The organism is Pseudomonas sp. GW821-FHT12A04 (assembly GCF_058807755.1).
On sequence record NZ_JBXAQZ010000001.1, the window covers coordinates 70,010 to 84,334 of the forward strand.

The 14,325-nt window shown below is 61.1% G+C and carries 11 protein-coding genes; all 11 read left to right on the plus strand.

Annotated elements, in window-relative coordinates:
* Positions 1-110: 110 nt before the first annotated feature.
* The 11 genes from AC1RS8_RS00280 (at position 111) to AC1RS8_RS00330 (ending at position 14,277) form a co-directional block, all read left to right on the plus strand.
* Positions 111-1,856 carry a protein-disulfide reductase DsbD gene (locus tag AC1RS8_RS00280; RefSeq protein ID WP_493162051.1) on the plus strand — a complete coding sequence of 582 codons (1,746 nt, stop codon included), beginning with the start codon at positions 111-113 and terminating at the stop codon, positions 1,854-1,856.
* Positions 1,857-1,988: 132 nt separating this feature from the next.
* Positions 1,989-2,444 (plus strand): type II 3-dehydroquinate dehydratase, encoded by a 456-nt coding sequence (gene aroQ, locus AC1RS8_RS00285; RefSeq protein WP_007971361.1) that lies wholly within the window; start codon positions 1,989-1,991, stop codon positions 2,442-2,444.
* A 24-nt stretch (positions 2,445-2,468) separates the two neighbouring features.
* Entirely contained in the window at positions 2,469-2,933 is a 465-nt protein-coding gene (gene accB / locus AC1RS8_RS00290; RefSeq protein ID WP_008053948.1) for an acetyl-CoA carboxylase biotin carboxyl carrier protein, read from the plus strand.
* A gap of 17 nt (positions 2,934-2,950) precedes the next feature.
* The gene (accC, locus tag AC1RS8_RS00295; RefSeq protein ID WP_057712161.1) at positions 2,951-4,309 is read left to right on the plus strand and encodes an acetyl-CoA carboxylase biotin carboxylase subunit; all 1,359 of its coding nucleotides are present in this window, start codon (positions 2,951-2,953) and stop codon (positions 4,307-4,309) included.
* 280 nt (positions 4,310-4,589) lie between these two features.
* Positions 4,590-5,468 carry a 50S ribosomal protein L11 methyltransferase gene (gene prmA, locus AC1RS8_RS00300; protein ID WP_218495148.1) on the plus strand — a complete coding sequence of 293 codons (879 nt, stop codon included), beginning with the start codon at positions 4,590-4,592 and terminating at the stop codon, positions 5,466-5,468.
* A gap of 30 nt (positions 5,469-5,498) precedes the next feature.
* Positions 5,499-6,752, plus strand: coding sequence for a DUF3426 domain-containing protein (locus AC1RS8_RS00305; RefSeq protein WP_489339681.1), 1,254 nt, complete (start codon positions 5,499-5,501; stop codon positions 6,750-6,752).
* 184 nt (positions 6,753-6,936) lie between these two features.
* Positions 6,937-7,947: a tRNA dihydrouridine synthase DusB gene (dusB, locus tag AC1RS8_RS00310; RefSeq protein ID WP_057712163.1), complete on the plus strand. Its 1,011-nt coding sequence runs from the start codon at positions 6,937-6,939 to the stop codon at positions 7,945-7,947.
* Positions 7,944-8,264, plus strand: coding sequence for a DNA-binding transcriptional regulator Fis (gene fis / locus AC1RS8_RS00315; RefSeq protein WP_015093301.1), 321 nt, complete (start codon positions 7,944-7,946; stop codon positions 8,262-8,264). Before dusB ends, fis begins: the two co-directional genes overlap by 4 nt.
* 82 nt (positions 8,265-8,346) lie before the next feature.
* Positions 8,347-9,954 carry a bifunctional phosphoribosylaminoimidazolecarboxamide formyltransferase/IMP cyclohydrolase gene (gene purH, locus AC1RS8_RS00320; protein WP_223502810.1) on the plus strand — a complete coding sequence of 536 codons (1,608 nt, stop codon included), beginning with the start codon at positions 8,347-8,349 and terminating at the stop codon, positions 9,952-9,954.
* A gap of 149 nt (positions 9,955-10,103) precedes the next feature.
* Entirely contained in the window at positions 10,104-11,399 is a 1,296-nt protein-coding gene (purD, locus tag AC1RS8_RS00325) for a phosphoribosylamine--glycine ligase (protein ID WP_489339680.1), read from the plus strand.
* A gap of 100 nt (positions 11,400-11,499) precedes the next feature.
* A complete protein-coding gene (locus AC1RS8_RS00330; protein ID WP_489339679.1) occupies positions 11,500-14,277 on the plus strand; it encodes a hybrid sensor histidine kinase/response regulator in 2,778 nt (925 codons plus the stop codon).
* Positions 14,278-14,325 lie beyond the last annotated feature (48 nt).

Genomic DNA, 14,325 nt, shown 5'->3' on the forward strand with positions numbered 1-14,325 from the left:
TGGGAGCGAGCTTGCTCGCGATGGCGTCAGAACAAACACCTCAGACTCCCCTCCTGCATATCACGCCGCCGTCCGCTATCATCCCCCCAATTCCGATACGCGAGATCGTCATGCGCCGCTTGCTCTGCCTGTTGTTTTTAGTGTTCGTCCTGCCGGCCAGCGCCACTGGCTTGCTGGAGAACCGACCCAGCTCAAGCCTGGGCTCGATCAACAACAGCGCCGACTTCCTGCCGGTGCGCGAAGCTTTCCAGCTGAGCCTGGTAGACAGCACACCGCAATCGATCAAGTTGCGTTTCGTCGCCACCGAAGGTTACTACCTCTACCGCCACCGTTTTCAGTTTCGCGCCGACCCGGCCGATGTCCTCCTCGGCGCGGCGAAACTGCCCGACGGCCAGAAAAAGCACGATGAATACTTCGGCGATGTCGAGGTCTACCACGGCATTCTCGACGTTGAGTTGCCGCGCACCGACCAACGTGCCTTCACCCTGGTCGTGACCTATCAGGGATGTGCCGACAAAGGCCTGTGCTATCCGCCGGAAACCGAGCGCCTGAGCATCGACGGCAGCGGCGCTCCGGCGACGGCTTATCAATGGAGCTGGCGCGAACTGGCGTTGTTTTTCCTCGCCGGCCTGGGCCTGACGTTCACGCCATGCGTGCTGCCCATGCTGCCGATCCTTTCCGGGGTGGTGCTGCGCGGTCAGGTCGGTGGCTGGCGCGGTTTCAATCTTTCGCTGGCCTATGTGCTGCCGATGGCCGCCTGTTTTGCCCTGCTCGGCGCCCTGATGGGCCTGTTCGGCGCCCAGCTCAATCTACAGGCGCGGCTGCAATCGGCCTGGGTGCTGGTGCCGTTCGCGATGTTTTTTGCCGTGTTTGCCTTGGCGATGTTCGGCGTCTTCGAACTCAAGCTACCGCATGCCATCAGCAGTCGCCTGGACCGCATCGCCGGCCGCACCGAAGGCGGGTCACTGTGGGGCGCCGCGGTGTTGGGCGTGGTCTCCAGCTTGCTGGTTTCACCCTGCGTTTCGGCGCCATTGGCCGGGGCGTTGCTGTACATCAGCGCCAGTGGCGATGCGCTGGGTGGCGGCTTGAAACTGTTCATGCTCGGCCTCGGCATGGGCGCGCCGCTGTTGCTGGTGGCCACCGGTGGCGCAGCCTGGCTGCCGAAGAGCGGTCCGTGGCTGGTCTACGTGAAAAACGCGATTGGTGTGTTGTTGCTCGGGTTGGCCGTTGGCCTGCTCGGCCGCGTCTTGCCGGGCCAGGTCACCTTGCTTCTGATCGGTTTGCTGGCAGGCGGCGTCGGCCTGTTCATGGGGGCGCTGGAGTTCGTCTATAAACCACCGCGCAAACGCCTGGGGCAATTGTTCGGCATGTTCCTGCTGTTTTACGCACTGGCCTGCTGGTATGGCGCCTTCAGCGGCCAGACCGACCCGTTCAACCCGATCGGCCAGCCCCGTATCGCTGACAACAACGGACCCGCGCAAAACACCAGCACCTGGCAAACCGTCAGCACTTCCGCCGATCTGGACCGCGTGCTCGCTGAGGCCCGGTCGTCCGGCACACCGCTGCTGCTCGACTGGTACGCCGACTGGTGCATCAGCTGCAAGGTCATCGAACGCGAGGTACTGGATGACCCTGTCGTCATCGAACGCCTCAAGGGTTACCGGCTGATCCGCTTCGACATCACCGCCAGCAACTCCGAGCAACGCGCCCTGCTCGATCGCTACCAGTTGTTCGGCCCCCCGGCCCTGATGTTTTTTGGCAAGGACGGTGTCGAACGCGCCGATGTGCGAGTGATCGGCGAGATCAACGCCAGGGACTTCGCCGAACGTGTAATCAGGGCGAATGACCAATTTTAATCAAGCAGTCATATATTTCGCGCAAACATCGGTCATCGTGCTGGCTATTGCAGAGAACTGGACAGTCACAAAGGCTTTGCGGCATAGTCGCCGGGTTCTGACAATTGCTCACAGATAACATAGGAACCGCCGATGGCGACGTTACTCGTTCTGCACGGACCCAACCTGAACCTGCTCGGCACTCGCGAACCGGGCACCTACGGCGCCACGACGCTGGCGCAGATCAACCAGGACCTGGAACGCCGTGCCCGCGAAGCCGGTCACCATTTGCTGCACCTGCAAAGCAACGCCGAGTACGAATTGATCGACCGCATCCACGCTGCCCGCAGTGAAGGCGTGGACTTCATTCTGATCAACCCAGCAGCTTTTACACATACAAGTGTCGCATTACGTGACGCGCTGCTGGCGGTGAGCATCCCATTCATCGAAGTGCATTTGTCTAACGTGCACAAACGCGAACCTTTCCGCCATCACTCTTACTTCTCCGACGTAGCGGTGGGAGTGATCTGCGGCCTTGGCGCCAGCGGTTATCGACTGGCCCTGGAGGCCGCCCTGGAACAGCTTGAACAACAAGTTAACCGCCCCTGACCGACCCTTGGGAGTTGATGATTCATGGATATCCGTAAAGTTAAGAAACTGATCGAATTGCTGGAAGAGTCCGGCATCGACGAGCTCGAGATCAAGGAAGGCGAAGAGTCCGTACGCATCAGCCGTCATAGCAAGACCCCGGCTCAGCAGTACTACGCGCCAGCTCCAATGCATGCTCCGGCTGCCGCGCCTGTTGCTGCCGCCGCTCCGGTTGCCGCTGCCGCACCTGCTGCCGCCGCCGCGCCAGCACTGAACGGCACCGTTGCCCGTTCGCCGATGGTCGGTACGTTCTATCGCAAGTCTTCGCCAACCTCGCCGTCTTTCGTGGAAGTTGGCCAGACCGTGAAGAAAGGCGACACCCTGTGCATCGTTGAAGCCATGAAGATGATGAACCACATCGAAGCTGAAACCAGCGGTGTGATCGAATCCATCCTCGTCGAAGACGGCCAGCCGGTTGAGTACGACCAACCGCTGTTCACCATCGTTTGAACCGCGGAGAGCCTTTGATGACTGCGAAGTTGGAAAAAGTTCTGATCGCCAACCGCGGTGAGATCGCCCTGCGGATCCTGCGCGCCTGCAAAGAGATGGGCATCAAGACCGTCGCCGTTTACTCCAAGGCTGACAAGGAACTGATGCACCTGGGCCTGGCAGACGAATCCGTCTGCATCGGTCCGGCATCGGCCGCCCACTCCTACCTGCACATTCCGGCAATCATTGCCGCAGCCGAAGTGACTGGCGCCACCGCCATTCACCCGGGCTACGGTTTCCTTGCGGAAAACGCCGACTTCGCCGAGCAGGTCGAGAAATCCGGCTTTGCGTTCATTGGCCCAAAAGCCGAAACCATTCGCCTGATGGGCGACAAGGTATCGGCCAAGCACGCCATGATCGCTGCCGGCGTACCGACTGTTCCGGGTTCTGACGGCCCGCTGCCGGAAGACGAAGAAACCGCTCTGCGCATTGGTCGCGAAGTCGGTTACCCGGTGATCATCAAGGCCGCTGGCGGCGGCGGTGGTCGCGGCATGCGCGTTGTGCACAAGGAAGAAGACCTGATTGCCTCGGCGAAACTGACCCGCTCCGAAGCAGGCGCGGCGTTCGGCAACCCGATGGTCTATCTGGAAAAATTCCTGACCAACCCACGTCACGTGGAAGTCCAGGTCCTTTCCGATGGCCAGGGCCAGGCTATCCATCTGGGCGACCGCGACTGCTCGCTGCAACGTCGTCACCAGAAGGTTCTTGAAGAGGCGCCGGCACCAGGTATCGACGAAAACGCACGTGAGGAAGTACTCGCACGCTGCGTCAGGGCTTGCATCGATATCGGCTACCGTGGCGCAGGCACTTTCGAGTTCCTGTACGAAAACGGCCGCTTCTACTTCATCGAGATGAACACTCGTGTCCAGGTAGAGCACCCGGTTTCGGAAATGGTCACCGGCATCGACATCGTCAAGGAGATGCTCAGCATCGCCGCCGGCAACAAGCTGTCGTTCACCCAGGATGACGTGGTCATCCGCGGTCACGCGCTGGAATGCCGGATCAACGCCGAAGACCCGAAAACCTTCATGCCAAGCCCGGGCACGGTCAAGCATTTCCACGCTCCAGGCGGCAACGGCGTTCGCGTCGACTCGCACCTGTACAGTGGCTATGCGGTTCCGCCGAACTACGATTCGTTGATCGGCAAGCTGATCACCTACGGCGCAACCCGCGACGAAGCCATGGCGCGCATGCGCAATGCGCTGGACGAGATCGTGGTCGACGGGATCAAGACCAACATCCCGCTGCACCGCGACCTGACCCGCGATGAAGGCTTCTGCAAAGGGGGCGTGAACATTCACTACCTCGAGCACAAGCTGGCTGGCGAGAAGCACTAAGCTTCGACCCGATCAACAAAGCCGCCTTCGGGCGGCTTTGTTGTATCTGGACATTTCATCCGACTGCCCCCCCTGTGGGAGCGAGCTTGCTCGCGATAGCGTCGGCAAATCCACTATCGATGTCGACTGATAGACCGCCATCGCGAGCAAGCTCGCTCCCACAGGGGTATGTGTCGATGTGCAGGGCAAGCCACTCCCACAAAACCTCCGCGCTCGCGTAAACTTGCGCGCTTCTCGCAGCCCGCTAGGCTGCAATCAATATTTTTCAAAGGTGCCCGCCATGCCTTGGCTGCAAGTCCGTCTCGCCATCAGCCCAGAACAAGCCGAAACCTATGAAGACGCTTTCCTTGAAGTGGGCGCCGTGTCGGTGACCTTCATGGACGCCGAAGATCAGCCGATCTTCGAGCCGGAACTCAACACCACGCCGCTGTGGTCCCACACGCACCTGCTGGCCCTGTTCGAAGGCGGCACGGAGCCAGGCCCGGTATTGGCCCATCTGGAGCTGCTGACCGGCAGCCCGTTGCCCGAGCACCACAGCGAAGTGATCGAAGACCAGGACTGGGAACGCAGCTGGATGGACGGATTCCAGCCAATGCGTTTCGGCCAGCGCCTGTGGATCGTGCCGAGCTGGCACGCCGCACCGGAGCCTGATGCAGTGAATTTGCTGTTGGACCCGGGCCTGGCATTCGGCACCGGCACCCACCCGACCACCGCACTGTGCCTGGAATGGCTCGACGGCCAGGACCTGAAAGGCTGCAACGTGCTGGACTTCGGCTGCGGCTCGGGGATTCTGGCGATTGCGGCCCTGCTGCTGGGCGCCAAGGAGGCCGTGGGTACCGACATCGACGTGCAGGCGCTGGAAGCGTCCCGCGACAACGCCGGGCGCAATAACATCGCTGATGAACTGTTCCCACTGTATCTGCCGGAAGATTTGCCGCAGGTTCAAGCCGATGTGCTGGTGGCCAACATTCTCGCCGGCCCGCTGGTTTCCCTGGCGCCGCAGCTGTCGGGCCTGGTCAAGTCGGGCGGGCGCCTGGCGCTGTCGGGCATCCTCGCCGAACAGGGTGACGAAGTCGCTGCCGCCTACGCCAAGGACTTCGATCTGGACCCGATCGCCAATCGCGATGGCTGGGTGCGCATCACTGGTCGTCGGCGCTAGAATGATCGCCTGCATAATCCGGATCGCCGCATGACCGACAGCTTCGTCACTCAGTGCCCGCATTGCCAAACCAGCTTCCGCGTCAGCCATGCCCAGTTGAGCGTGGCTCGCGGGGTGGTTCGTTGCGGCTCCTGCCTGCAGGTGTTCAATGCCGCCAGGCAGTTGCTTGAGCAGGCCGGCAAGGAGGCACCGGTCGCGACGCCGCTCCCGCCTGTGCAGCCTGAGGAGCCCGTTGAGCCATCGCCACCGCGCGCCATCAGCCAAAAGCAATGGAGCGCGACCGAACTGGACCTGGACAGTCTCGACCTCGACGAAGAACTCGCCCGGCTCGAACAGCGGGAAATCCAGCCGGCCACCGAACTCGGCCGCCATCGCGACGACTCGCTGAGCGCCCGTCGCGACAGCGCCGGGCAGGACGACGAGGAGCCGTGGTCCGACAGCCTGTTCAGCGCGTCGGCGGCCGATCGTGCGCCAGTCGACGAACCGCTCGACAGCCTTGAAACACCAGAGCCGACGGTCGAAACGAGCAAAACCTCACGCACCGAACCTTCGCTGTCCCTGGAACCGGTTGATCTCGACGACGAATCGCAACCACCCCATTTGCGATTGCACGACCCTCTTGATGCGCCGCTGAACCATGAACGCCTGTCGGCCGCCGACGAGAGCGAAATCGACGACAACCTGCCCTCGATAGAACCGCTGCGCAAGCGACGCGAACGCAGCGAACCGGGCGTGCGCGCCGAAGCGCTGCAAGACCTGACCGACGACCCGCTGCAACTGGACTGGCAAAAACGCCGCTCACCTTGGGGCCGACGGCTGTTGTGGTTGCTGCTGGTGCTGATTGCCGCAGGCGCCCTCGCTGGCCAGTACATCGCCTACCATTTCGACGAACTGGCGCGACAGGATCAATATCGCCCGTGGTTCCAGCAACTGTGCCCGCAAATCGGCTGCACCGTGCCCTCCAAAGTCGACATCGCGAAAATCAAAAGCAGCAACCTGGTGGTGCGCAGCCACCCCGAGTTCAATGGCGCCCTGGTGGTCGATGCGATCATCTATAACCGCGCGCCCTTCTCCCAGCCCTTCCCGCTGCTGGAACTGCGCTTCGCCGACCTCAATGGCCATCTGATCGCCAGTCGTCGCTTCAAGCCTGGCGAGTACCTCAATGGCGATCTCGAAGGCATGGCGGAGATGCCTCCGCAAACGCCGATCCACATCGCCCTGGACATTCTCGACCCAGGTGCCAAGGCCGTGAACTACAGTCTGAGCTTCCACTCTCCGGAGTGAAACGCTTCATTACTCCCGGATTAACGCCGGCTTTCTGACTGTTCCAGGCGAACCAAACCACGGGTAATAACAGAATAACTGTTCAGAATTTGTTCAATTCAGCCTTTATCCAGTCATCGAGAGCGGGTATCATGCCAACCCTTTTTCGAACTCTCATGATCCGGCCCCACAACAGGGAAGTCCTATGTCGGCGGTACGCATCGGCCCATACACATTACATAACAGCTTGATTCTCGCCCCCATGGCGGGTGTCACCGACCAGCCCTTTCGTCAGCTGTGCAAGCGCTTGGGCGCGGGACTGGTCGTCTCGGAAATGGTCACCAGCGACATGAGTTTGTGGAACACCCGCAAGTCGCGCATGCGCATGATCCACGAAGGTGATCCCGAGCCACGCTCGGTACAGATCGCCGGTGGGGACGCGCAGATGCTGGCGGACGCCGCCCGTGCCAACGTTGAAATGGGTGCGCAGATCATTGATATCAACATGGGCTGTCCGGCAAAAAAAGTCTGCAACAAGGCTGCCGGTTCCGCACTGTTGAAGGATGAACCCCTGGTAACCGAGATCCTGCAGGCCGTCGTGGCTGCGGTCGATGTGCCGGTTACCCTGAAGATCCGGACCGGTTGGGACCGGGACAACAAGAACGGCCTGACGGTGGCGAAGATCGCCGAACAGGCAGGCATTACGGCGCTGGCGGTGCATGGCCGCACCCGTGCCGACCTGTACACCGGTGAAGCCGAGTACGACACCATTGCCGCAATCAAGCAGGCGGTGTCGATTCCGGTCTTCGCCAATGGCGATATCGATTCGCCAGAAAAAGCCCGGTACGTGCTCGACGCGACCGGTGCCGATGGCCTGTTGATTGGCCGGGCTGCCCAGGGGCGGCCATGGATTTTTCGCGAGATCGACCATTTCCTGCGTACCGGCGAGAAACTCCCGGCGCTGGAACTGATCGAGGTGGAACGCATTCTGCTAGAGCATCTGGCTGCCCTGCACGCCTTCTATGGTGATGTGATGGGCGTACGCATTGCTCGAAAGCATGTGGGCTGGTATCTCGCAACCCTGCCGGGCGCCAGGGAGTTTCGCGCCCACTTCAATCGTTTGGATGGTACGGATGCACAATGCGCCAACGTTCGGGCGTTTTTCGCCGAGCGTTACAAGAGCCTGACAGGGGACGGAGAGTGGGTGGCCGCATGACGATGATGACCGAGACTTTAGTGAGTGGAACAACACCCGTGAGCGACAACGTGAATTTGAAACAGCACCTCAATACGCCAAGCGAAGAAGGTCAGACCCTTCGCGGGAGTGTCGAGAAGGCGCTGCACAATTATTTCGCCCACCTTGAGGGCGCTGCCGTCACGGATGTGTACAACCTGGTGCTCTCCGAAGTCGAGGCTCCCCTGCTCGAATGCGTGATGAACTACGTCAAGGGCAACCAGACCAAGGCCAGCGAGATGCTCGGGCTGAACCGGGGCACGCTGCGCAAGAAACTCAAGCAGTACGATTTGTTGTAAGCATTCAATCAAACCAGAAAGGCGCCCGCGTAAAACCGGTCGCCTTTTTTGCTGACTTCCTTTGCTTTTGATGGAAATTGAGATGACCGACCAGACTACCCGCCTGCCGATCCGCCGCGCCTTGATCAGCGTTTCCGACAAGACCGGGATCCTCGAATTCGCCAAGGAGCTTGAAGCCCTGGGCGTCGAGATCCTCTCCACCGGCGGGACGTTCAAGCTGCTGCAGGACAACGGCGTTGCCGCAGTGGAAGTCGCGGATTACACAGGCTTCGCGGAAATGATGGACGGCCGGGTAAAGACCCTGCACCCGAAAATCCACGGCGGGATCCTCGGTCGTCGCGGTATCGACGACGCCATCATGAACGAGCACGGCATCAAGCCGATCGACCTGGTAGCGGTCAACCTGTACCCGTTCGAAGCCACCATCAACAAGCCAGGCTGCGACCTGCCGACCGCCATCGAGAACATCGACATCGGCGGCCCGACCATGGTCCGTTCCGCCGCCAAGAACCACAAGGACGTGGCCATCGTGGTCAACGCCAGCGATTACGCCAGCGTCCTGGAAAACCTCAAGGCCGGTGGCCTGACCTACGCCCAGCGTTTCGACCTGATGCTCAAGGCCTTCGAGCACACCGCCGCCTACGACGGCATGATCGCCAACTACATGGGCACCGTGAACCAGTCTGCCGACACCCTGAGCACCGAAGGTCGCAGCGAGTTCCCGCGCACCTTCAACAGCCAGTTCATCAAGGCCCAGGAAATGCGCTACGGCGAGAACCCGCACCAGAGCGCGGCGTTCTATGTTGAAGCCAAGCCTGCCGAAGTCGGCATCGCCACCGCGACCCAGCTGCAAGGCAAGGAACTGTCGTACAACAACGTGGCCGACACCGACGCCGCGCTGGAATGCGTGAAGAGCTTCGTCAAGCCGGCTTGCGTGATCGTCAAGCACGCCAACCCGTGCGGCGTGGCTGTCAGCCCTGATGCCGAAGGCGGCATCCGCAAGGCCTACGACCTGGCCTACGCCACCGACACCGAATCCGCCTTCGGCGGCATCATCGCCTTCAACCGCGAACTGGACGCCGAGACTGCCAAGGCCATCGTCGAACGTCAGTTCGTCGAAGTGATCATCGCTCCGTCGGTCAGCGAAGAGGCCCGCGCCATCGTCGCTGCCAAAGCCAACGTACGCCTGCTGGCCTGCGGCGAGTGGTCGGCTGACCGCGCGGCGGCCTGGGACTACAAGCGCGTCAACGGTGGCCTGCTGGTACAAAGCCGCGACATCGGCATGATTGGCGCCGACGACCTGAAAGTGGTGACCAAGCGCGCACCGAGCGAGCAGGAAATCCATGACCTGATCTTCGCCTGGAAAGTTGCCAAGTACGTGAAGTCCAACGCCATCGTCTACGCCAAGAATCGCCAGACCATCGGTGTCGGCGCCGGCCAGATGAGCCGCGTGAACTCCGCGCGTATTGCTGCTATCAAGGCGGAACATGCCGGTTTGCAGGTAGCCGGTTCGGTGATGGCTTCCGACGCCTTCTTCCCGTTCCGCGACGGTCTGGACAATGCGGCCAAGGCGGGCGTGACTGCCGTGATCCAACCAGGCGGCTCGATGCGTGACAACGAAGTGATTGCTGCAGCTGATGAAGCCGGCATCGCCATGGTGTTCACCGGCATGCGCCACTTCCGTCACTGACAGCACAGCATTCCCCTGTAGGAGCGAGCTTGCTCGCGAAGAACGACTAGACGCCACAGTGTTTCAGACACCCCGCGTTATCGTTAACCACCATCGCGAGCAAGCTCGCTCCTACAGTTCCCAGATTTGCGTCATCCGAGGTTTTTGAAATGAATGTTTTGATCATTGGCAGCGGTGGCCGTGAACACGCCCTGGCCTGGAAAGTGGCTCAGGATCCGCGCGTGCAGAAGGTGTTCGTGGCGCCGGGCAACGCCGGTACCGCCATCGAAGCCAAGTGCGAGAACGTCGCCATCGACGTACTGGCGCTTGAGCAACTGGCAGACTTTGCCGAGAAAAACGTTTCCCTGACCATCGTTGGCCCTGAAGTGCCGCTGGTTGCCGGTGTTGTGGATCTGTTCCGCAGCCGTGGCCTGGATTGCTTCGGTCCGACCGCTGGCGCTGCGCAGCTGGAAGGCTCGAAAGCCTTCACCAAGGACTTCCTGGCTCGCCACAAGATCCCGACCGCCGATTACCAGAACTTCACCGAGATCGAGCCGGCCCTGGCTTACCTGCGTGAAAAAGGCGCTCCGATCGTGATCAAGGCCGATGGCCTGGCCGCCGGTAAAGGCGTGATCGTCGCCATGACCCTGACCGAAGCCGAAGACGCCGTGCGCGACATGCTGGCTGGCAATGCCTTTGGTGATGCGGGTTCGCGCGTGGTCATCGAAGAGTTCCTGGACGGCGAAGAAGCCAGTTTCATCGTCATGGTCGACGGCAAGAACGTCCTGCCGATGGCCACCAGCCAGGACCACAAACGCGTCGGCGACGGCGACACCGGTCCAAACACCGGCGGCATGGGTGCTTACTCCCCGGCGCCAGTGGTCACCGCCGAAGTGCACAAGCGCGTCATGGACCTGGTGATCTGGCCGACCGTGCGCGGCATGGCCGAGGAAGGCAACGTCTACACTGGTTTCCTGTACGCCGGTCTGATGATCGACAAGGCTGGTAACCCAAAAGTCATCGAATTCAACTGCCGCTTCGGCGACCCTGAGACCCAACCGGTGATGCTGCGCCTGCAGTCGAGCCTGGTGCTGCTGGTCGAGGCTGCTCTGGCCCAGGCGCTGGACAAAGTAGAAGCGCAATGGGATCCACGCCCGAGCGTCGGCATCGTGCTTGCCGCTGGTGGCTATCCTGGTGACTACGCCAAAGGCGTGGCCATCAAGGGGCTGGATGCAGCCGCCGCACTGGAAGGCAAAGTCTTCCACGCCGGTACTGCGCTCAAGGACGGTCAAGTCGTAACGGCCGGCGGTCGGGTGCTTTGCGCAACGGCCATGGGCGCCAGCGTTGACGCTGCACAGCAGCAGGCCTACAAGCTCGCGGCTTCGATTGACTGGGAAGGCTGCTTCTATCGCAAGGACATTGGCTACCGCGCCATTGCCCGCGAGCGTGGCGAAAATCAGGAATAAGGTAAACACCGCGCCAGGCAATGAACACTGTTTATTGCCTGGCTATTCCGGCGCCGCGCATCGTTATATTCTGGCATCAACCTAACGAAGGGATTTCGCCGTGCGCTGGCTCAGGATTGCCATAAGCTTGACCGTCACTTTGCTGACCTTGCTCTGCATGCTACCGGCCCAGGCCGCGCAAGGCAGTGGCTGGGCGGTATTGCTCGACGAACAGGGCGACCTGCAACTGAGCGACATCCGCTCCGCACGTTACACCAATCAATTCAGCCCTATCGAACTCGACCACATTACCGCCGCCGAACCCGATGGCGCGTTATGGTTGCGATTCAGGCTTGCACCGGGCAAACATGAACAGTTGCTGCGCGTGTTCGCACCTGACCTGCGCCAGTTCAACATGTACGTACTGGACGGCGATAAGCTGATCGATCAATCCAGCACGGGCAACGAACACCCCCAATCCGAGCGACCATTGCCCAGCAGCGACTTCATGCTGGCCCTGCCGCAAAGCGACACCCCCCTCGACGTATACCTGCGACTGGCCTCCGACCACCAGTTACGACCCTACATCACCCTGCAGTCAGCGATCATCTCGGCCGCCAACCAGAACCAGACGCTGATTTATGGCCTGCTGTTCGGTTGCATCGCCATGCTGATCCTGCACAACCTCATCCGCTACGCCTACACCCGCTCGCACAGCGCCCTCTGGTTGGCGACGTGCGAAGGGCTGTTGATGCTCAGTCTGCTGTTGTTGCTGAATCTCGCCGGCCCCTGGCTGCCGGACTGGCATGCACTGCAAACGCCGGGGGCTTACCTGGCATTATTAATGACTGCCCCCTGCGGCCTGATGCTTGCCTATCGTTTCTTCGCCCCGCTCGGGCCGCATCCGCTGAACCGGTTGCTGCTTGGCGAGGTCGTGCTGATCACCGCCTGCAGCCTGATGCTGCTGTTCGTCAATACCTTGCCACTGAACTTCATCACCTACGGCCTGGTAGCCCTGGCTGGCCTGACTATGCTGTTCATCAGCGCCTATCACTGGCAAAAAGGTTATCGCCCGGCTCGCCTCTTCGTGGCGGCCATGGTGGTGTTCAACCTCGGGACACTGGTCATCCTGCCTGCTCTGTTGGGGCTGACCCTGATCGAACCCCATGGCCTGATCACCACATTGCTGGCGTTCATCTGCATCAGCGGCCTGTTGATGAGCATTGCACTGAGCGAGCGCCAGCGACGCATCACCGAAGACCGCTTCAGCATCAGTCGTGACCTGGCGGCCAGCAACGCCGAGATCAACGCCAAGGCCGAGTTCCTGGCGAAAATCAGCCATGAAATCCGCACCCCGATGAACGGCGTCCTCGGCATGACCGAACTGCTGCTGGGCACACCGCTATCGGTCAAGCAACGCGACTATGTTCAGACGATCCACAGCGCCGGCAACGAACTGCTGACACTGATCAACGAAATTCTCGACATTTCCAAACTCGAGTCCGGACAGATTGAACTGGACGACGTGCAGTTCGACCTCAACGCGCTGATCGAAGACTGCCTGAGCATCTTCCGCGCCAAGGCCGAGCAGCAAAACGTCGAGTTGATCAGCTTCATCCAGCCGCAAGTGCCGCGGGTGATCAGCGGTGACCCGACACGCTTGCGCCAGACGCTGTTGAGCCTGCTTGAAAACGCCCTGAAAAAAACCGATGAAGGCGAAATCCTGATCGTCGTGGCGCTCGACGAGCGCAACACCAAACCACGCCTGCGTATCGCCGTGCAGGACAGCGGCGAGCCCATGGACGCCGAAGAGCGCGACGCCCTGATGCACGCCGAACTGCACAGTCGGCATTTTCTTTCGGCCACCCAGTTGGGCGGCAACCTGGGGCTGGTGATAGCCCGCCAGCTGATCCGCTTGATGCAGGGGGAATTCGGAATCAAGAGCGGCAACAACCAGGGCAGCACCCTGTGGCTGACCCTGCCGCTGGACCCGGATCGCCTCGAACACCCGACCTCCGACCTCGACGGCCCGCTGCAAGGCGCGCGGGTATTGGTGGTGGATGACAATGACACCTGTCGCAAGGTGCTGGTGCAGCAATGCAGCGCCTGGGGCCTGAACGTCAGCGCCGCATCTTCCGGCAAGGAGGCGCTGGCCCTGCTGCGCACCAAGGCTCATTTGCGCGATTACTTCGATATAGTCTTGCTGGACCAGAACATGCCCGGCATGACCGGCATGCAACTGGCGGCCAAGATCAAGGAAGACCCGAGCCTGAACCATGACATCCTGCTGATCATGCTCACCGGCATCAGCAACGCACCGAGCAAGATCATCGCGCGCAACTCCGGGATCAAGCGCATCCTGGCCAAGCCGGTTGCCGGCTACACCCTCAAGACCACTCTGGCCGACGAACTGACCCAGCGCAACAAAGGGCTCGTCGCGACCCAGCCCGTGCCAATCGGCCCGATGCTGCCGGTCAAGGTCCCCTGCGACTTCCGCATTCTGGTGGCTGAAGACAACAGCATCTCGACCAAGGTGATCCGCGGCATGCTGAGCAAGCTCAACCTGCAACCGGATACCGCCTGCAACGGCGAAGAAGCCCTGCAGGCGATGAAAGCCCAGCGTTACGACCTGGTGCTGATGGACTGCGAAATGCCGATCCTCGACGGCTTCTCGGCCACCCAGCAATTGCGTGCCTGGGAAGTCGGCAACCAGCGGGTTCGCACACCTGTGGTGGCGTTGACCGCCCATATCCTTGCCGAACATAAAGAGCGTGCGCGCCAGGCTGGCATGGACGGACACATGGCCAAGCCGGTGGAACTGTCGCAGTTGCGCGAACTGATCGAACACTGGGTCGCCCAGCGTGATCAGCAGAAACGCACGACGACCCCAACGTCCTGAGCCGACAGACTTCGCAACCCCTGATAGACTCCCCCTCGTCTTCCCTCG